Source organism: Eubacterium sp. MSJ-33, assembly GCF_022174665.1.
Lineage (GTDB): Bacteria > Bacillota > Clostridia > Lachnospirales > Lachnospiraceae > Coprococcus_C.
This window is the reverse complement of record NZ_CP076562.1, coordinates 474,984-494,430: the sequence shown is the minus strand read 5'-3', so window position 1 is coordinate 494,430 and position 19,447 is coordinate 474,984. Positions and strand designations below refer to the sequence as shown.

19 protein-coding genes are annotated in these 19,447 nt (G+C 41.0%); all 19 read right to left on the bottom strand.

Features of this window, described 5'->3' with window-relative positions; genetic code table 11:
* Positions 1-17 precede the first annotated feature (17 nt).
* On the bottom strand, positions 18-1,568 hold the full coding sequence (locus KP625_RS02250; protein ID WP_238299890.1) for a family 10 glycosylhydrolase: 1,551 nt from the start codon (positions 1,566-1,568) through the stop codon (positions 18-20).
* 79 nt (positions 1,569-1,647) lie between these two features.
* On the bottom strand, positions 1,648-3,210 hold the full coding sequence (locus tag KP625_RS02245) for a collagen-binding domain-containing protein (RefSeq protein WP_238299061.1): 1,563 nt from the start codon (positions 3,208-3,210) through the stop codon (positions 1,648-1,650).
* A gap of 69 nt (positions 3,211-3,279) precedes the next feature.
* Positions 3,280-5,124 carry an ABC transporter ATP-binding protein gene (locus KP625_RS02240; RefSeq protein WP_238299060.1) on the bottom strand — a complete coding sequence of 615 codons (1,845 nt, stop codon included), beginning with the start codon at positions 5,122-5,124 and terminating at the stop codon, positions 3,280-3,282.
* A complete protein-coding gene (locus tag KP625_RS02235) occupies positions 5,124-6,884 on the bottom strand; it encodes an ABC transporter ATP-binding protein (protein WP_238299059.1) in 1,761 nt (586 codons plus the stop codon). The genes KP625_RS02240 and KP625_RS02235 overlap by 1 nt, the downstream gene beginning before the upstream one ends.
* A 111-nt stretch (positions 6,885-6,995) precedes the next feature.
* Positions 6,996-7,655 (bottom strand): HAD family hydrolase, encoded by a 660-nt coding sequence (locus tag KP625_RS02230; protein ID WP_238299058.1) that lies wholly within the window; start codon positions 7,653-7,655, stop codon positions 6,996-6,998.
* Between the two features lie 91 nt (positions 7,656-7,746).
* Positions 7,747-8,685, bottom strand: coding sequence for a translation elongation factor Ts (gene tsf, locus KP625_RS02225; RefSeq protein WP_177970762.1), 939 nt, complete (start codon positions 8,683-8,685; stop codon positions 7,747-7,749).
* Positions 8,686-8,712: 27 nt separating this feature from the next.
* A complete protein-coding gene (gene rpsB, locus KP625_RS02220; protein ID WP_238299057.1) occupies positions 8,713-9,453 on the bottom strand; it encodes a 30S ribosomal protein S2 in 741 nt (246 codons plus the stop codon).
* A gap of 202 nt (positions 9,454-9,655) precedes the next feature.
* Positions 9,656-10,204, bottom strand: a complete 549-nt coding sequence (locus KP625_RS02215) for an endolytic transglycosylase MltG (RefSeq protein WP_238299056.1) — start codon at positions 10,202-10,204, stop codon at positions 9,656-9,658.
* A complete protein-coding gene (locus KP625_RS02210; RefSeq protein WP_238299055.1) occupies positions 10,204-10,926 on the bottom strand; it encodes a DUF6115 domain-containing protein in 723 nt (240 codons plus the stop codon). The genes KP625_RS02215 and KP625_RS02210 overlap by 1 nt, the downstream gene beginning before the upstream one ends.
* Positions 10,927-10,942: 16 nt before the next feature.
* Positions 10,943-11,248 carry a hypothetical protein gene (locus tag KP625_RS02205; protein WP_238299054.1) on the bottom strand — a complete coding sequence of 102 codons (306 nt, stop codon included), beginning with the start codon at positions 11,246-11,248 and terminating at the stop codon, positions 10,943-10,945.
* 27 nt (positions 11,249-11,275) lie between these two features.
* Positions 11,276-12,880 carry a DUF342 domain-containing protein gene (locus KP625_RS02200; RefSeq protein ID WP_238299053.1) on the bottom strand — a complete coding sequence of 535 codons (1,605 nt, stop codon included), beginning with the start codon at positions 12,878-12,880 and terminating at the stop codon, positions 11,276-11,278.
* Positions 12,881-12,890: 10 nt separating this feature from the next.
* Complete coding sequence (locus tag KP625_RS02195; RefSeq protein ID WP_238299052.1) at positions 12,891-13,655, bottom strand: FliA/WhiG family RNA polymerase sigma factor; 765 nt, start codon at positions 13,653-13,655, stop codon at positions 12,891-12,893.
* Positions 13,656-13,680: 25 nt separating this feature from the next.
* Positions 13,681-13,947 (bottom strand): hypothetical protein, encoded by a 267-nt coding sequence (locus KP625_RS02190; RefSeq protein WP_238299051.1) that lies wholly within the window; start codon positions 13,945-13,947, stop codon positions 13,681-13,683.
* A gap of 16 nt (positions 13,948-13,963) precedes the next feature.
* Positions 13,964-14,449: a chemotaxis protein CheD gene (locus KP625_RS02185; RefSeq protein WP_238299050.1), complete on the bottom strand. Its 486-nt coding sequence runs from the start codon at positions 14,447-14,449 to the stop codon at positions 13,964-13,966.
* Positions 14,442-15,065: a chemotaxis protein CheC gene (locus tag KP625_RS02180; protein ID WP_177969746.1), complete on the bottom strand. Its 624-nt coding sequence runs from the start codon at positions 15,063-15,065 to the stop codon at positions 14,442-14,444. The genes KP625_RS02185 and KP625_RS02180 overlap by 8 nt, the downstream gene beginning before the upstream one ends.
* A gap of 15 nt (positions 15,066-15,080) precedes the next feature.
* Entirely contained in the window at positions 15,081-15,536 is a 456-nt protein-coding gene (locus KP625_RS02175) for a chemotaxis protein CheW (RefSeq protein WP_177969745.1), read from the bottom strand.
* Positions 15,537-15,551: 15 nt separating this feature from the next.
* The gene (locus KP625_RS02170; protein WP_238299049.1) at positions 15,552-17,639 is read right to left on the bottom strand and encodes a chemotaxis protein CheA; all 2,088 of its coding nucleotides are present in this window, start codon (positions 17,637-17,639) and stop codon (positions 15,552-15,554) included.
* A gap of 2 nt (positions 17,640-17,641) precedes the next feature.
* Positions 17,642-18,655, bottom strand: a complete 1,014-nt coding sequence (gene cheB / locus KP625_RS02165) for a chemotaxis-specific protein-glutamate methyltransferase CheB (RefSeq protein WP_238299048.1) — start codon at positions 18,653-18,655, stop codon at positions 17,642-17,644.
* A gap of 46 nt (positions 18,656-18,701) precedes the next feature.
* Positions 18,702-19,415, bottom strand: coding sequence for a flagellar brake protein (locus tag KP625_RS02160; protein ID WP_238299047.1), 714 nt, complete (start codon positions 19,413-19,415; stop codon positions 18,702-18,704).
* Positions 19,416-19,447 lie beyond the last annotated feature (32 nt).

Below are 19,447 nucleotides of genomic sequence, written 5' to 3'. Positions count from 1 at the left end.
TTATGTTTTTGCAAGCATTATTCTATCTTTTTTATAAGTTTCACCTGAATAGCCTGTATCATTCCTCCTCCTGCATAAGAACCATTTTTTTCAAATTCCGTCCATCCATGCTCATTGATATATACGCGATATATAATATCATATTGCTGCGCAATCTCACCGGTCAGATTAATTCTGATTCCTGATATAGTTTCTTCCCCGATATCACTGCCGGTCTGTTGTCCATCCCTCTTCCAGATTCCCTGCCCCTGTCCGTTCTCTGTTACATACCGTACATTTCCACGCGGTGCCAAAGATCCTAGTTGTATACGGATTGCCTCCACCGCCAGACTCTGATTTGTAAAACCTGCAACAACGCCATCCAGCTTTGCTTCCTGCCATGTAAGTGTCTGCATTTTGACAGTATATACCAGATATGCTTCCACATCCGATGTCAATATTCCCGTTTGTTTTTTCAGATACGTCTGTAGATTTTCCAGTTCTGTCTGTGCAGACGATTCTTCCAGATAAGCATATCGAAACAATGCGAATCCATCGTATCCCATCCCATCACTTCGTGACCATTGTTCCGCCAGATTATTATTTTGCATCGACCAGCCGACATCCGTATCCGAAACTTCTCCTGCACGGTATAATGCCAGCCCAATATATAATTTTATATGTGGATTTGTACGCAATTGCATCCATTGCAGACTCCGTTCCGAGAACATCTGCACCTCTCCACTTTCAGTCCGGTAATGATCTGTCCAATAAATCTGAGGCATAATATAATCAATATATCCTTCTTCCGATACCCATGTATCAATATCAGCCCCCTGTGACCTTGCATAGTCCGGATTTCCAGCCGGACTGATTCCAAATTCACAATCCTTGTTTTTTTCTTTAATCACACAATATACAGAATGAACCAACTTATTGACCGCCTGTTTTTTCACTTCCACGGAACAGGAATCCTTCATCCCCGGCATATAAAAATAATCATCAAAATGAATGCCATCGACCGGATATCGTGTCATAATTTCTGATACACCATCCACAACCAATTGCTGCGCTTCCGCATTTTCGGGATCAAGAGAAAGACAGGTTCCACTTTCTGATTCATATTCTATAATCATGGATTGATACTTTACATAATAGGGTGTCTGCATAAAGCTTTCTGTCGTTTCCGTTCCGATGGAAATACGATACGGATTCACCCAAGCCTCAAATTTAAGCCCTTCATCATGCGCTGCAGAAACAAGAATCTCATACGGATCATACGTCGGCTGTTTCCGATTCTTCGATAAATACTCCGAATACGGAAAATATTCCGATGGATAAAAAGCATCTCCCATGGCACGTGCATGTACAATCACTGTATTCATTCCATTTTTCTTTACAGTATTGTACATAGCATGTACTTTTGCCCGAAAAGCAGCCTCATTTTTGTCAGAAAGATACTTTTGAATATCAATATAGGATATCCAACAGGCTCTTTTACTCTCTTCTATATTTGCCTGTTTTGGTAAATATTGTTTTACCGTTTGTACAGTGTTATCAAAAACAGATAAAAACAGACAGACTGCCATAAATACATAAATAACAAATTGTTGAAGTCTTTGCATACTTCTTACCATTTGGAGCTTTTTATAATTACATATATGCAGATTATTTCTTTTTATGCTCCCAAAGGACTGTAATCAGTAAGATTCCTGCACCGGCAGCCACAAGCAGAGTTATCACAATTCCCAGCGCCATGATATCTCCTGTTTTTACCTCATTTGATGTAACCGGCTTTATGTCAGCCTTTGGCATAACAACCAATGTCTCTCTTGTTGTAAGCTGCTCTGCTGTTGTCTGATATTCTGCCGATGTACTACTCTGTGATGTTGAAACATTTTCTGTTGTTGTGCCGCTTTCTGTTGTTGTAACGACTTCTGTTGTTCCGCTTTCTGTTGTTGTGCTGCTTTCTGTTGTTGTAACGGCTTCTGTTGTTCCGCTTTCTGTTGTTGTTCCGCTTTCCGTTGTTGTAACAACTTCTGTTGTCGTGCCACTTTCTGTTGTCGTTACATTATATGGATAAAAATGTGACTCCGAGCTTGCCTTTACATTACGTGCGATTACCTGACCTTCATGATTGCCACCAATAAGCGATACATTGCCGGATGGTGCAACAATGTGTCCGGTCAGAAAGTTCGCTGTTATATTTTTTGCATCCGGGAAATTCCAGACCAATCCAAATCCACCGCTGTAATACTGCCCTCCCTGTAAACCTCCTGGCCTGTTATTTACCAAATTGAAGAAATAATTGTTATTTAATGGCGTGCCACAAATTTCGATTTTTGAAGTATCCAAAATATAATCACTATCTCCGGAAACAGAAATCGTATATGCATTCGAAAAAATATCTTCGGCTGTTACATTTTTCAGAATCACACGCTTCGCATTTGTAAAATCTGCCCCGCTGACTGTAATCGTTCTGGAATCTGCAAAGTCGATGACCAGATCTCCCTGTTCCATATATCCTGCCTGACCGCCTTTCTCCAACACCTTGGATTCCTGCATGATAGTATCAAACGCTTCGTCCATGTTGATATAATCATCCGCAACTTTCACCATACGGTTTGTCAACCAGTCTTTGTATGACATATAGCTTTCCGTATAATAAAAATTCGTATCTATCCCTGTTGTATCATTCCACGAACCGGCATGATAATCAGCAAGATCAATCAAATATTTCGCATAAGATGCTGCGGATTTTACCTTTCCAATCGTATTTTTCAGATTCAGACAATTTCCTACCACGATTGCACCAACAGTATCTGAAACATAATCACCCTCCAAATCATTTTGTACAAAATAGCCGTAATGTGACAAAATATAATCTATATGATATTGACCCGCATATTTTTTATTACTCACCAAAGCTGCTTGTGCAACAGCGTTTAGAACAGAAATGTCATCTTTTTCCATATTTACATGCATCTGTGCTGCGTCTGATTCCGTGGCATCCGCCTGTGCACTGACCGCTCCGTCAAATATAGTTTCCGAAGATTGGATATCCGTATCACTGTCAGCCTCCCCTGCCGTTGCATCCCCCACTGTCGCATCAGTCACAGTTGCAGTATCTGCGAGCACAGCCTCCAGATTACCGCATCCAAAAATACACGCCCCTCCGACAATACCAGCAATCATAGTTTGCCAGATTCTTCTTACTGCTTTTTTCCTCATAAAAAAACTCCCTACATACATTCACATAAATGTATGCAGGGAGTACTTGTCCTGATTCCAAATATATTTTTAAGATGCCTGCTCAAACTGACTGTTATACAGATCTGCATAAAAGCCCTTCTTTGCAAGCAGTTCTTCATGCGTACCACTCTCGATGATATCGCCATCCTTCAATACAAGAATCAAATCGGCATTCTTGATCGTGGAAAGCCGGTGTGCAATTACAAATGATGTTCTTCCCTTCATCAGTTCATCCATCGCTCTCTGGATGATAAGCTCAGTTCTTGTATCTACTGAACTCGTTGCCTCATCCAAAATCAACATCGGGCGATCTGCAATCATTGCACGGGCGATTGTAAGCTGCTGTTTCTGTCCCTGTGACAGATTTACCTGATCATTTAATACCGTATCATAGCCTTTTGGCAGACTTCGGATAAATCGATGCAGACCAACTGCTTTACATGCCTGCTCGATTTTTTCTTCCGGTACATTCTCCTGACTATATACAAGATTCTCCCGTACCGTTCCTTCAAAAAGCCATGTATCCTGCAGTACCATACAGAACTGGTTATGAACCTCTTCCCGTGTCATTTCTTTGATTGATACACCATCGATCTTGATATCACCATCTAAGATCTCATGGAATCGCATCAGAAGATTCACCATGGTTGTTTTACCGGCACCTGTCGGTCCTACAATTGCCACCTTCTGTCCCGGTTTTGCGATAGCAGAGAAGTCATGGATAACAATCTTGTCACTATCCTTATAGCCAAACTTGACATGCTCGAAGGATACCTCACCCTTGACATCGGAAAGTTTCTTCGTCTTTGCACTCTCGTCTTCCATCTCCTCAGCATCGGTAAACTCAAATACACGCTCACCGGCAGCAGCCGCAGACTGCAATGCCTGCATCGCCTGTGCAATCTGACTGAGTGGTTGTGTAAAGTAACGAACATACATCATAAATGCAATAATTACACCAAACGAAATCTTATCATTCATTGCAAGCAGTGCACCGACGATACAGACTGCTACATATCCAAGGTTTCCAATAAATGTCATAAGTGGCATCATCAGTCCGGAGAGACACTGTGCTTTAAATGCACTATCTCTTAAGTTCTCGTTCATCTCATCGAACTTCGCCTTTGATTTTGCCTCACCATTATACGCCTTCACAACCGTATGTCCAGCGTATATTTCTTCGACATGCCCATTAATTTCGCCTAAATGCACCTGCTGTCTTGCAAAATATTTCTGTGACTTACTCATGATTAAAGTCATGAATACAAACCCAAGCAATGTTGAAAAGACCGCTGCAATCGTCATTGTGATATCTGTCTTGAGCATCATAATGAGTGATCCGATCAAAAGTGTAACAGCTGTAACCAGATTACCCATACTCTGGTTAAAGGACTGCGCAATCGTATCAACATCATTCGTCACACGGGATAACACATCACCGGTTGATGTCTGATTATAAAACCACATCGGCAGACGATTGATTTTCTTAGAAATATTGCTTCGAAGTCCTTTTGACACCTGCTGTGTGACATATCCCATAATCAAGTTCTGGATCAGTGACAATAATGCACTGCATCCATAGAAGCAAATCAGCGTAATTCCAATCCGCTTGATTCCATCCATATCAATTCCGGTCATCACGCCATCGGTGATTAGATCCGTCATCTCGGATAATTTATCCGGTCCGATCAATGTTAATACCGTTCCAATGCCTGCGCAGATAATTGCAAAAATCATAGCTCCCCAGTATTTTCTGCAATTTGCAAGAAGCTTTGCCCATGTTCCTTTGAAATTCTTTGCTTTTTCACCAGGGTGCATACCTCTGCCAGGTCCGTGACGAGAAACTTTGGGAGCACGATTATTCTGACCGATTTCATAATTATCTTTTTCCATTATGCAAGTTCCTCCTTTGATAACTGAGAATATGCAATTTCCTGGTATACTTCACAATTCTTCATAAGCTCGTCATGCGATCCCATACCGGCAATCTGTCCATCATCCAACACGATAATCTTATCCGCATCACGAATTGTTCCAATTCGCTGTGCAACGATAATCTTCGTTGCATCCCTACATTCCTTATGCAGTGCTTCTCTAAGAATACGATCTGTTTTATAGTCAAGCGCAGAAAATGAATCATCAAAGATTAAAATCTCCGGTTGTCTGGCAATCGCCCGCGCAATCGACAAACGCTGTTTCTGTCCACCTGAGAAGTTCGAACCACCCTGAGCCACATAGCCACCAAAACCCTGATTCTTCTTCTCTATAAATTCACTCGCCTGCGCTACACTGACAGCACGCGCAATGTCATCCTGCGTCGCAGGCGCCTTTCCATTTTCACCATACGCCACATTCTCTGCGATTGTACCGGAAAACAAGATTGCCTTCTGGCTGACATATCCAATCTTATTATGCAGTGCTTCCTGTGTATATTCTTTTACATTCACACCATCAACCAGAACTTCACCTTCTGTCACGTCATAAAACCGAGGGATCAGGTTAATTGCAGTACTCTTTCCACATCCGGTTGCACCGATAAATGCGATTGTCTCACCCTTCTTCGCAGAAAAAGAAATATGTTCAAGTACATATTCCTCTGCATCCGGATATTTAAAGCTGACATCCTTAAATTCCACTTCTCCATCCTTCATAACCGGGAAAGTATCTCTCATCCCATCCTCGATGGATGGCTCGGTGTCTAATACCTCCAGGATTCGCTTTGCTGCAACGGAAGCTCTCGGCAGCATAATGAAAATCATAACTAGCATCATGAACGACATGACAACCTGCATCGCATAGGAAGAAAATACAACCATATCCGAGAATAACGTGAATTTTCCCTGCATATCCTGTGCATCGTTGATCAAAACCGCGCCAATCCAATATATTGCAAGCGAAAGACCATTCATGATCATCATAATCGTCGGCATCATAAATGCCATAGTCTTTGATGTAAACCAATGGGTATCTGTCAGATCCTTGTTGACCTTCTCGAACTTCTCCTCCTGATATGCTTCCGCATTATAGGCGCGAACAACGTTCAAGCCTGTCAGATTCTCACGTGTTACCTGATTGATTTCATCCGTCAGACTCTGTAAGCGTTTGAACTTCGGCATACATAAGCTAACGCAGATAATAACGACAACCAATAATACAACAACCGCAACGCCCGTGGAGAGTGTCCACTGCCAGCTCTTATCAACAATCTTCAAGATAGCCATCACCGCCATGATCGGTGCCCGCAGCATGATGGAAAGTCCCATAACAATCAACATCTGTACCTGTGTCACATCATTTGTAGATCGTGTGATCAAACTGGCAGTCGAAAACCGACCAATCTCCTCCATTGAAAACGACTGTACCTTGTCAAATAATTTTCCACGCACAATTGCGCTGAAATTTGAAGCAATCCGCGATGCACAGACAGCAACCAATATAGTTACTAATAAACTGCCAAACGCACAAAGTAACATTTTTCCACCTGCAATCAGGATATCATGCATTGCACTATCCTGTGTCGTAATCAGTGATGTAATTTCCCGCATGTAATCCGGCAGTTTTAACTCAAGCCAGACCTGTGCCACTACAAATACCACACTGAAAAGAGCCAATACCACTTCCTGTTTTCGGAAATTCTTAAAAATACGTAACATTCCATGCTCCTTTCCATTTTCTGTAAAAATATTAATGAACATGAATCATTATAGCATCTTGTTTAGCACTCATCAATGATATGTGCTAACAGTTCATATTCTTTTCACATTTTAAGAATCACACCCGACAATATTCAGAATATCTGCTGGTTTTTTCGCGAAGACTGTTGCACCAAGTGACTCCAAAAATGTGCGGTCGCGGAACCCCCATTCTACCAGAATGCAATCTACATCAGCATTTTTTGCAGTTGCATAATCTACATCCGAGTCTCCAATATAGATAACCTCTTCTTTATTCAAGTTAAATTCCTTCAATACTTCGAACACCGAATCCGGTGCCGGTTTCTTACGCACGCCCTCGCGTTCCCCGATTGCAATGTCAAACTGTCCGGCAAAGAAATCTTTTACTAGATCCTGAACAGCAAAATCAACCTTATTAGACACGACTGCTGTCATATATCCTTGTGCACGCAGATTTGTAAGCAGATCATTGATACCATCGTACGGTCTCGTTGTATCCATGCAATGATCCTTATAATAGACTTCAAATGTATCAAACACCGCCTCGATTTCTACATCCATAGTTCCTTCCGGAACGGCACGCTCAATCAACTTATGGATACCGTTTCCGACAAACTGACGCACCTCTTCTAACGTCCGTTCCGGAAAACCATGCTTTTTTAGCGCATAATTCGTTGTATTTTTCAAGTCCTCTAATGTATATAAAATCGTTCCATCCATATCAAAAATAAGCATCTTATATTTCTTCATGTCTCTCATCTCCGATTCATTTTTAAAAATTGAAAAAACGCCTGACATGCCAAAGCGGTATATCAGGCGTTTTATTTTATCGTTTTTTTACTTAGTTTCCAGCCATCTGAGCTGCAACTTCTGCTGCGAAATCCTCGTTTTTCTTTTCAAGACCTTCACCTGTCTCAAAACGAACGAACTGCTTAATTGCAAGCTTGCATCCGTTAGCCTTTGCTACATTTGCAACATACTGAGCAACGTTCTCTTTGTTCTCAGCCTTTACATACTCCTGCTCAAGCAGACAAACTTCCTTAAGTTCTTTGTTCAAACGTCCCTGAACCATCTTCTCAATGATATTATCAGGCTTGTTTGCGTTCTTAGGATCATTCTTAGCCTGTGCAACAAGAATCTCAAGCTCATGAGCTTTATACTCCTCAGATACTTCATCTGTAGAAACATACTTTGGATTCATAGCTGCAACCTGCATAGCGATATTCTTCATGCACTCATCAATTGCCTCGCCAGATGCGTCTGTATCAGCCTCAACCAATACACCAATCTTTCCACCTGCATGGATATAAGAAACGATATGTCCCTCTGTGTTGATCTTGACAAAACGACGAATGTTCATATTCTCACCAATCTTAGCAACCATAGCAGCATGCTTCTCAGCAACTGTCATAGAAGGATCCAATACCCACTTTTCATTCTTCAATGCCTCTACATCCTGAACGTCTGTAGAAACAATCTGATCAACAACTTCTTTAACATATGTCTGGAATACTTCGTTCTTAGCAACGAAATCTGTCTCAGCATTTACTTCAACCATAGCTGCCTTCTTACCGCCATCAACAACAGTTGTCATAACGATACCTTCTGCAGCGATTCTTCCTGCCTTCTTTACAGCAGTTGCAAGTCCTTTCTCACGAAGGAACTCCATTGCCTTGTCGAAATCGCCGTCTGTCTCTGTAAGAGCCTTCTTACAGTCCATCATACCAGCGCCAGACATCTCTCTTAACTCTTTTACCATACTAGCTGTAATAGCTGCCATTTTTTTGTCCTCCTAAACCGATACTTCTTACTCTTGCTCTGCGTCAGCCTCTGCAGATTTAGCTTCCTCTGCTATCTCTACATCTGCACCCTGATTTGCCTCGATAACAGCATCTGCCATCTTAGAAACAATCAGCTTTACAGCTCTGATAGCATCATCGTTACCTGGAATCACATAATCAAGTTCTTCCGGATCACAGTTTGTATCTGCAATACCAACAAGCGGAATACCAAGTGTGTGTGCTTCCTGTACACAGTTTCTCTCCTTGCGAGGATCTACGATAAAGATCATGTCAGGGATTTCCTTCATATCCTTGATACCACCAAGGTTCTTCTGAAGCTTCTCCATCTCCTTCTTGATCTCGATAACTTCCTTCTTAGGTAATACATCAAATGTACCATCCTGCTCCATTGCTTCATACTTCTCAAGCTTTGCAATTCTTGTCTTGATTGTCTCGAAGTTTGTAAGCATACCACCTAACCATCTCTGGTTAACATAATACATACCACATCTCTCAGCTTCAGCCTTAATAGAATCCTGCGCCTGCTTCTTTGTACCAACAAAAAGAATCTTTCCTCCGTTTGCTGCACAGTCAAGAACTGCCTTGTAAGCCTCATCTACCTTGCCGACAGACTTCTGAAGATCGATAATATAGATACCGTTACGCTCAGTATAAATATACTCAGCCATCTTAGGGTTCCATCTTCTTGTCTGATGTCCAAAATGAACACCTGCCTCGAGTAACTGTTTCATAGAAATAACGCTCATAACTTACCTCCTGGGTTATAAAATATTTTCTTCTGTGAGCTTCTTACAGTCGTGTGTCAAACTGTCTAGCAAAAGACCATCGCGTTATATGGCACCCTTTTCGCCGATTCACTCACATGTTTTTTCACACGAAGCCGATTATAACATAAAAAAAAAGTGCATACAAGCACTTTTTTTATTTTCATTTATAATTTTATTGCATTTACTGTTTCTGTGTCAAAATTCTGGCAATTTCTTCATAGGACATTCCTGAAGTAAACTCGAAGCTTCCCGTTTCAAGCTTCATATCATATCCATTCGCTACAAGATAGCTGTTGAATTTTGTTGCATCATCTACAACTCCAGCGGTTGAAAGTGCCGAAGATATCGTCTCTGAACTCATACCACCTGTAACTGTAACAGTTGTTTTAGTTGAAGTATCCGATTTCTCTGTTGTAACAGCTTCTGTCGTTGCTTTTTCTGTTGTTGTCGGCACCTCTGTGGTTGCGTCCTCCGTTGTCGTTGGTGCTTCTGTTGTAGTCTCCTCGGTCGCAGCTTCCGTCGTAATATGCTCCGTTGTTGTTTCCTCCGAACTTACATCCGATTCTAAAACATACTCCGATTTTTTCACCATTCCAAGCTCCTGTGCCCGTTTCATTATATCTTCATCACTCATGCGGTTCTTGCCCGAAGTCATATATGCAGCAAACATGATCAATGCGCCAAATAAAACACCAACGCCAAGTCCGCGTACAAAATATTTTCTTTTCATCACTTTGCCTCTCCTTGATATAAGTCTACAACAAGTTTCACTTCTCCTACACCGAGTCCAAGATGCTTTGCAATCTCCAAAATACTGAGTCCTGCCTTATGCATCTCCAGAATCATGTCTTTGTTATCAACATTCTCCAATTCTTCTTTTGTTTCTTCCGGAAGTGGAGTATCCTCTAAATCACGGATTGCCTCATCAAGGTCCGAATCTGTTTCCGTCTTTTCCACCGGATTTGATGATTCCTGAGGCCCAGATTCCGCAACCGGTACCTGTGCAGTCTGGCTGTCTCTTACAATATTCTGTGCAGCCTGCTCCTGCACCATCGCTGCGATTTCCTTCTTATATTCATCAATCATATTGACAGTTGTCATAATTTCCTTTTGCTTGTCAGAAAGCATATCATATAGGAAAACAACTTCTTTATGATTACGGTCAATCTCCTCATTGACAGAAACCGCATAATCTCCGAGTGCCAGAGTCTTCTGATTTACTATTTCTGCAAGTCGGGTTTCAATATCTGAAAGCTTTCCATCAACCTGCTGATCCATATAATCACGGATCATAGTGTCAATTTTTTCCTTCTGTTCCTGCGTCAGTTCCTTCGGAATCTTTACAACACCAGCACTTTCCTCTTTTTCTTCCGAAAGTTTTTCAGACAGAGCAAAGCTTACAAATATAAATATGAGACCTATTACTATTAATACAATGACTGTAGTTGACATTTTCCTTTACCTCGCCTTAAATTTTAATATCAATATTTATGCGATTGATCCCGGTATGTTTCTCGGTATCTTCCGCTTTTGCTTTTTTCTTCTTCCCTGAATACAGGTTCTGATACTTATTTTTTCCTTCTTCCTTCGCATCCGGACTTTGTTCGTAATATGCCGCTTCATCCTTCTGCACGACTGTTTCTCGCACTTCCCGTTCCTGTTCTTTCGTCTCCTGCAATGCGTTCTGACTGTGCAAAACACTCTGTGCATCCACATTTTGCTGGATGGAAGCAACCGGTGCAGAGTTCTGTGCTGCAATTATTGGTGAAATCATAAATATTCCTCCTTTACAATGCCCTGCTTAAAACGGAGTTGGCTTTACAACACCATCTGCGATTTTGTATAAACTGTGTTTTTCTACATCTTTTACTGCATAAGAAAGGCTTGAAATATATATCATAACACCACGATATGCATTTCCAAGTACCTTTACAATTCCTTTTTTCCCAAGCGTGAGTTCCTGACGAAGTTCTTGCAGAATATCATTTTTTTCCACATATTCTTTTTTCATTTTCTCTACACGTTCGGTATAAGTTTTAATCTGTTTGACATTTTCCGGAGTCAGTTTGATTCTCCGTTTTAATTTTTCTTTATACACATTCAGATACGAAGTTGTCTCTTCAATCGAGCTTTTTAATTCCATCACGTCCGGAACAAGTCCCTTGATCCGGTCATACAATTCAGGCTTCACGCCAACCTTTATGATTGTCTGTGTCTCCATACGGTTTCCGATACTGTTTGCTTCCACGCTTGTCTCACAGATAATCTCGCCACCTACAATAAATCCTTTTCGTCCGCTGATTACAATCCTTCCACCGGACACAATATGGCTATGCAGAATAGATCCCGCTATAATATCACCCTTAGCAGCAACATTTGCGCTTTCAAAAAATTGTGCGCATATGTCTCCGCCTGCCGTCAGCTTTCCTTTATTCATCCCCTGTACGCCACGTTTTATAACTATATTTCCACCAGCTATCAGGGTTGCACCTTCCACAACGCCATTCACTTCAATATCACCTTTTGCACGAATTGTAAATCCGGTTCGAACTGTACCTGGCACCATCACATTTCCTTCATATTCAATGTCACCTGTTGAAGCATCTACGTCAGCAGCCACCTTATAAGTGTCTGATACAAAGACCGTTCCATCTGCAAGAGTAACATTTCCATTAACATTGCTGGTAATCATCGTACCATCTTCTGATAATGTAATATTACGGCCATATTTCAGTTTTCTAATTTTAGGATGATTCTGCGCAATTTGTTTGCCATATATATTCATTCCCGGCTTTCCGGAATCATGAGGTATCAGCTTTGCAAGCAAATCCCCCTGATTGACTGTCGAAAAAAGATTCAATGCATGAAAATCAACACTTCCATCTTCCAGTACCTTTGGTTTGGCAAGCGGTTTTGTATTAAAATAATATTCAATCATTGTATCTTTTGCCGGAACCGGATCCATTCCTTTTGCAATCGGAATATTGGTGCAATATGTCCTGCTTGTTTTCAGTTTCTCCATCACAGGCTCCAAAATCCCATACAATATCTTCTGACGTTCTAATTCAGCACGAATCTCCCGTTCAGTCATAACCTTTCCGCCAGTAGATGGGGGATAAAAACGAATATATGCTGCCATACTGTCTTTCGAGACAATAACAATCGCACTTTCATCAAATGGCTTCGTTATTTCATCACTAATTTTTATCTGGAGTGGTTTTTCATGCAATAAATTCAATGATTTGTACAACGCATCCACCGGAAAGGATTTGAAACCCTTTCTCTCAAGAAAAGCGATGATTTCCTGAATCTGCAATTTTTTTCCATCTTCTTTTGGTGGAAATACATCCAAATATGTACCATCTTCTTTAATTCGGACTTTAAAAAACGAGTTTTTGTATTTCATAGGCATTTCCTCAACCCATCATTAATGCAAAATTTTCGTTCATGGATCGACGCATTTTCGTAAGTGCTTTTGAATGAAGCTGTGAAATCCGGGACTCGGATACCTCCATTACCCGGCTGATTTCCTTTAACGTCAGATCTTCATAATAATATAATAATACGACCTTCTTCTCTTTTTCTGTCAAAAGTGACAGAGCCTCTGACAGTTGTACTTTTAATTCCTCTTTTAATGCACGATTCTCCGGATTGATTCCATTTTCATTACACACTGATGCCTTCACATCATTTCCCTGTTCCATAAAATCATCTAACGAGGAGATATTGGTTACATTTGTCTGCTGCATCCATACATCATATTCTTCCGTTGATATTCCCAGTTCCCGAGCCATATCTTCATCCGAATAATTTGGTCCACACATTGCTTCCAACTTCTTGGATGCCTCCGTAATAGATTTTTGTTTTTGCCGTACTGAACGTGGGATCCAATCCATCTTACGAATCTGATCAAGAATGGAACCACGGATTCGTAGACTTGCATATGTCTCAAACTTGATTCCTTTTCCATAATCAAATTTATCTATCGCATCAATCAGCCCGAAAATGCCATAACTCACCAAATCATCATACTCAACATTTGATCCAAGATATATCGCAAGCCTTCCGGCAACTAATTTTACCAAAGAAACATATTCGATTATTAACTGTTCCCGAACGGAACTGGATTTCGAATGACTGTATTCAATCCACAATCGTTCTTTTTTATCTATGATTGCCATGTACAGCAACACCCCTTATTTTCCGTTATACGTGGTTTTGTGCATCCGCAGCATCTTCCCCGGGCTGCGCCTCCTCCATATCCACTTCTTTTACCTCTTCCATATTACGAATTTTATCAATCAGCTTAAGTGCAATTGTTGCAATAATATAAAATACAACAATTACAATCAGTAATATGATCAAAGAGCGCACAAGATTACGTTCATATTTCATATTAAGCAGCCATGTAATAAGTGCCGCTAACAATACAATAAACGCTCTTGCATTTTTATACTTGTCTTTCGTCTCCAACTATATCGTCTCCAACTCATATAATATGTGTCTGCTTTCCGGCAGTCACCACGGTCAAATCTTTGGTTACCGGATCAAATACGATGGTTCGTCCATAGTTTAATCCTACATCCTCCGACACAATTTTGATTCCATATTGCTTTAAGACCTCCCGTACTGCTTCCACATTTTTCTCTCCGATATTTCCCATTGCAGTATCAGAAGAAAACTGAAACATCTTCGCACCGCCGGCAATCTTGGCAATCATACTCTTCCGGCTGAGACCTTGTTTTTCCAGTTTTTCAATCAAAGCTTGTATTCCGGTATCTGCAAATTTTAATTTATTCTGGTTTTGTCTGATCTTTGTACTGTCAGGAAGCATAATGTGAACCAATCCTGCAATATTTTTCGTACGCTCATATAATACAATCCCCACACAGGACCCAAGTCCAATAGTTGTGATCGTATCCCCCGCCATGCAAGTGTTCATATCCGCTATCCCAACCCGGATAACATCATTCACTCCCTGCACCTCCAATTCCTAGCTTTTGCAGCAACTGGTCAAAGGAATGCATCTCAGAAATCAACATAATATAACCATCTATCTCCTGATTACCTGCCTTAAAACCGGAATTGATCAGCAATGCTTTATCACTTACCATACCATATTCAATACATGGCACGCTCAATATCGCTCCCGCCATATCGATACAGATCTGCGGCTGGGAATATCTTAACTCCATCCCAGACAGGTTTTCAAGTGAGGCAACATATGATCCAATGAGGATGTTCGCAATCTCTCCGATTGCAGACATTCCCATCTCACTGTGCCAGTCCTGTGTCTGTCCAAGTAAGATTTCAGACAAATGCTGGGCATCCTCTAATCCGAGTACAAACAGGATCATCGCATTGAACGAACCATGCAACCGGCTTAATACACCTACGACTGATGTCTCCGGTCCACCAAGTGCATTTTCCAGTTCATTAAAATCATATAATTTTACCGTTGGAGCACTCATACTGAGTTTCGAAGATAACAGTACAGAAAGAGATGTCGTTGCATTTCCTGCTCCAATATTCCCAAGCTCTGTCAATGCATCTTTTACTTGCTCCGATAACTGTTCGGTATGTTTTTCCATGGCATACACCTTTTCTTATTCGTTGTCAATATCTGCGATCAATGCTCCAATATTTAAGAGTGAAATCAAGGATTCATTGTACTTTCCAACACCTGTCAGATAGGTACGTGTATCCCCATTCTCTGTTGCAATCTGTTCAATATTATCATCTGTCAGAGTAACTACCTCACGAACCTCATCTACCAAAATACCGATTTTTGCATTTCCCTCTACTTTAAGAATTAAAATACGAGAAGCATTTGTATTTTCTTTGTCCGGCAATTCAAACTTCCGTCGCATGCTCATAACCGGAACAACTTCACCACGAAGATTAATGATTCCAAGGAAGTATGGCTGTGCATGCGGAACTCTTGTAATCTTCTGCAGACGAACAATATTGTCAATATAAGTAATATCAATTCCATACTGTTCGTTATCAAATTTTAAAATAATATACTGCTTTGCGCTACTTGCTACTGCATTTCCATCCATGTATATGCACCTCCCTTACACCAATGTGTTTGAATCAATAATCAACGCAACTTCACCATTTCCAAGAATTGTTGCACCACTGATCATCTTTGGCACATGAATATATTTTCCAAGTGACTTGATAACAATCTCCTGCTGTCCGAGCAGCTTGTCAATCACAAGACCTGCCTGTTTGTCACCCTTCTTTACAATTACAACGATTTCGCCTTCATCCTCGATAGCATCCACGTCCTTCTCGAACGGCTCAATATCCAAAACTTCATTCAGTCGTACAAGCGGGATGACCGAACCACGCAGGTTGATAACCTCTTTCGTGTGTACATACCGGATATCCTCCGGTAAAATCTCTTCGACTGTCACAATAGAATTTAACGGAAGCGCATATTTCTCACCGGACACCTCTACCATCAAAGCCTGAATGATTGCAAGCGTCAAAGGCAATCGCACAATAAATGTTGTTCCTTCTCCTAACTTTGATACAACCTCAACATCGCCTCCAAGTCCTTCTATCTTGTTCTTTACAACGTCCAGACCAACGCCACGGCCGGATACATCAGATATCTTCTCTGCGGTTGAGAATGCCGGCATAAACAACATATCAATTGCATCCTTCTCTGTCATATATTCAGCCTGTTCCTCTGTAATCTGTCCCTTTTCCAACGCCTTGCGCTTAATTTTTTCTACATCCACACCTGCGCCATCGTCACTAACTTCGATTGTTACATTATTTCCATCCTGATAAGCATCCAGACGAATCGTACCTACCTGTGGTTTTCCTAACTTCAGCCGATCGATTGTTGACTCCAACCCATGATCGGCTGCATTTCGAAGCATATGCATCAAAGGATCACCAATCTCATCGATAACCGTTCGATCAAGTTCTGTATCCTCACCAGTCATGATCAGTTCCATCTCTTTGTTTAATTTTTTGGAGAGATCACGGATCATACGTGGGAAACGATTCACTACACTCTCAATCGGAACCATTCGAACCTTCATAACAGATTCATGCAGATTCGTTGTAATTCGCTCTAAATATTCAATCTGCTCATTAAAGGACTGATCCTGAGTAGAAAGTGTACCTGTCACAGAGACAAGTCCATTCTTAGCAATAATAAGCTCTGACACCTGATTCATCAGATCATCCAATTTCTCAATATCGACACGTACGGAACGATTGACAACCGGCTTTCCGGACTTGCCTGCCGGTTTCTTCTCTTCCTTCTTTGCAGGTGCAGCAGCCTTGTCAGTTGTCTCCTCTGGCTTCTTCTCTTCTTCCTTAACTTCTGCCTGCATCGGTTCTTGGGCATTCAGTTCATATTCTTCAATCACTGCTTCCTCGATTTCAGAAACATTCTCAATCGTTTTCTTTACTTCCTCCAATGATTTGTCAGAGATAATAAACATTGAAAAATCAAGATCAAACTTTTCATCCTCGATATCCTGTACACTTGGTACAGATTTGATAATATCACCCTTATTCTCTAAGCCCTTAAATACAAGAAATGCACGAGCTGCCTTGAGCAGACAAGTCTCCTGAATGTAAACCGTTGTTGCATAAACATGCATTCCCTGTGCTTTTGCTTCACTAATGGCATTCTTTTCAAAATCAGCCAATGGAATTGACAGATATTTTCTACGATCTCCTTCCTCCGGCTTCTTCTCCTCTTTTACTTCTTCCGTTGCGGCAGCCGCCTGTGCCTCTCCAGAACCGGCCAGGCCGTTCTGCAAAACTGCATTTAACTGTGCAATCAGTTCGTCATTGTCTTCTGTACCCTCATCCGAAGTTTCAATGATATTCGTCAAATATCCCTCGAGTGCATCCAGACACTTGAACACAATATCCACCAGATCTGCATTCACGTTCATCTTACCGTTTCGAATCTCAGAAAAAACATTCTCCATATCATGTGTCAGACGCTGCATACGCTTATATCCCATCGTACCTGCCATTCCCTTCAAAGAATGGGCAGCTCTGAAGATTTCATTTACAGTATCTACGTTTTCCGGCTCTGCTTCCAGAATCAAAACCTGATCGTTGAGTGTCTGTAAATGTTCTTTTGATTCATCAATAAAAATCTCAAGATACTGGCTTAAATCCATTATTAAACACCTACTTTCTTTGTAATTTCTTCCGCAATCTGCTGCAAACCACATACACAGTCACAAAGACCCACATCCCGGATTGCCTTTGGCATTCCATAAACAGTACTGCTTGCTTCGTCCTGTGCAATTACATAAATCGGTTTATGTTTGGAAAGTTCCTGTGCCCCTTTTGTTCCATCTGCACCCATTCCCGTTAAGATTACGCAGATAATCTCATCATAAGACACATAACTTAAACTCGATAACATTATATTTCCGCATGGTTTCAAACCACCAACCGGAGGTTTATCGTCAAAAAATATCTCACAGCCTCTCTTAGTCTCATGCAATGCCAGATGTGTTCCGCCACGTGCAATATAGACGTATCCATTCTGTAAAATATCACCCTCTTCTGCCTCTTTCACTATCACCGAACTTTGTTCATTCAACCGTACAGCCAGTGTATTCGTAAATCCTTCTGGCATATGTTGCACTAACACAACCGGTGCAGCAAGATTCTTCGGCAGCTTCGGAATAACCGACTGCAAGGCTCTTGGTCCTCCTGTCGAACAGACAAGTGCAACAAGCTTTCTCCCTTGCATACTCTTTCGGTATTTTCGCTCATGCTTCACAATATATTCCGTCTTCTGTGCGTCCACAAGATTTTCAACCTTTGATGACCGTTCTTTTACTTCTACCGCCATACAAAGAGCTTTCTTGATTTTTTCTGCGTATTTCTGTGCATCCTTTTGGAAAATATGATCTGGTTTTTTGATAAATTCAATTGCTCCCAGATCAAGTGCAGTAAATACCGCATACGAATCCTCTCTTGCACTGAACACAATAAATGGTGCCGCAAACTCCGCTTCTTTGGCTTTCTGGATCAACGTCAGTCCATCCATTCTCGGCATATCGATATCCGTCATAACGATATCGATATCTCTGTATTTTTTTAAAATTTCATATCCTTCTTCACCATCTACGGCCAGATATGCAACAGTAAAGCCATCTATTTTTTCTATTATATCAGACATAACTCTTCTCATAAGTGCAGAGTCATCTATTAACAATATTTTTTTATCAGATTCGTTTTCCATTCGCAATTTCCATTCTCTCACTTTCAAAAATAAACCGGACAATCTTGTCCCGCTCATCCTGTGTAATCTTCAAAAACTCCATACGCTGCTCATACATGTCGGATCGCCCTTGTACCGGTGTACTTGACAATATGCGTGCAAACAAATTAAAAGGAATTACCTCGCCAAGAATTGCAACCATAAATTTCAACTTCACAACTTCATTCCGTTCAATCTGATTTCTCTGATTTAAACGCACACCACCCCCACTGATATCGACGATTTTCGCCGGTTGCCACGGCAGTGCATCTTCGGGAATTGAAACATCATCCGGAATACCTGTATCATATTCCTCATCTGATACAATCCGGATATTGGCATCCAGCAAACAATCATAACGATAGAATTGTCTGCGTTGTACTTTTTCCAAATTTCCAAGCATTTTTACATCCAGAAAAAACAGGTTCCCGCTTTTATAACGTGCAGTTACAAGAACATTACACTGCAGCAACCCACGCTCTGTGTAAAAGCAAGCCGTATACCGTTCATCCAGATCTAAGGGAACAATTCTGCCTTCATAAATCGGCATTGCAATCTGCAAAGTATCTTTTTCCAAAATATCAAAGATCTTACTGACATAAACTTTCTTATTCTGCTCATTTCGAATCACCTGATCTAAGCGAACCAATTCAATTTTATTACCAATTGCTATTCCCATTCATATGTACCCATCTTTCCCTTTTCTATCGT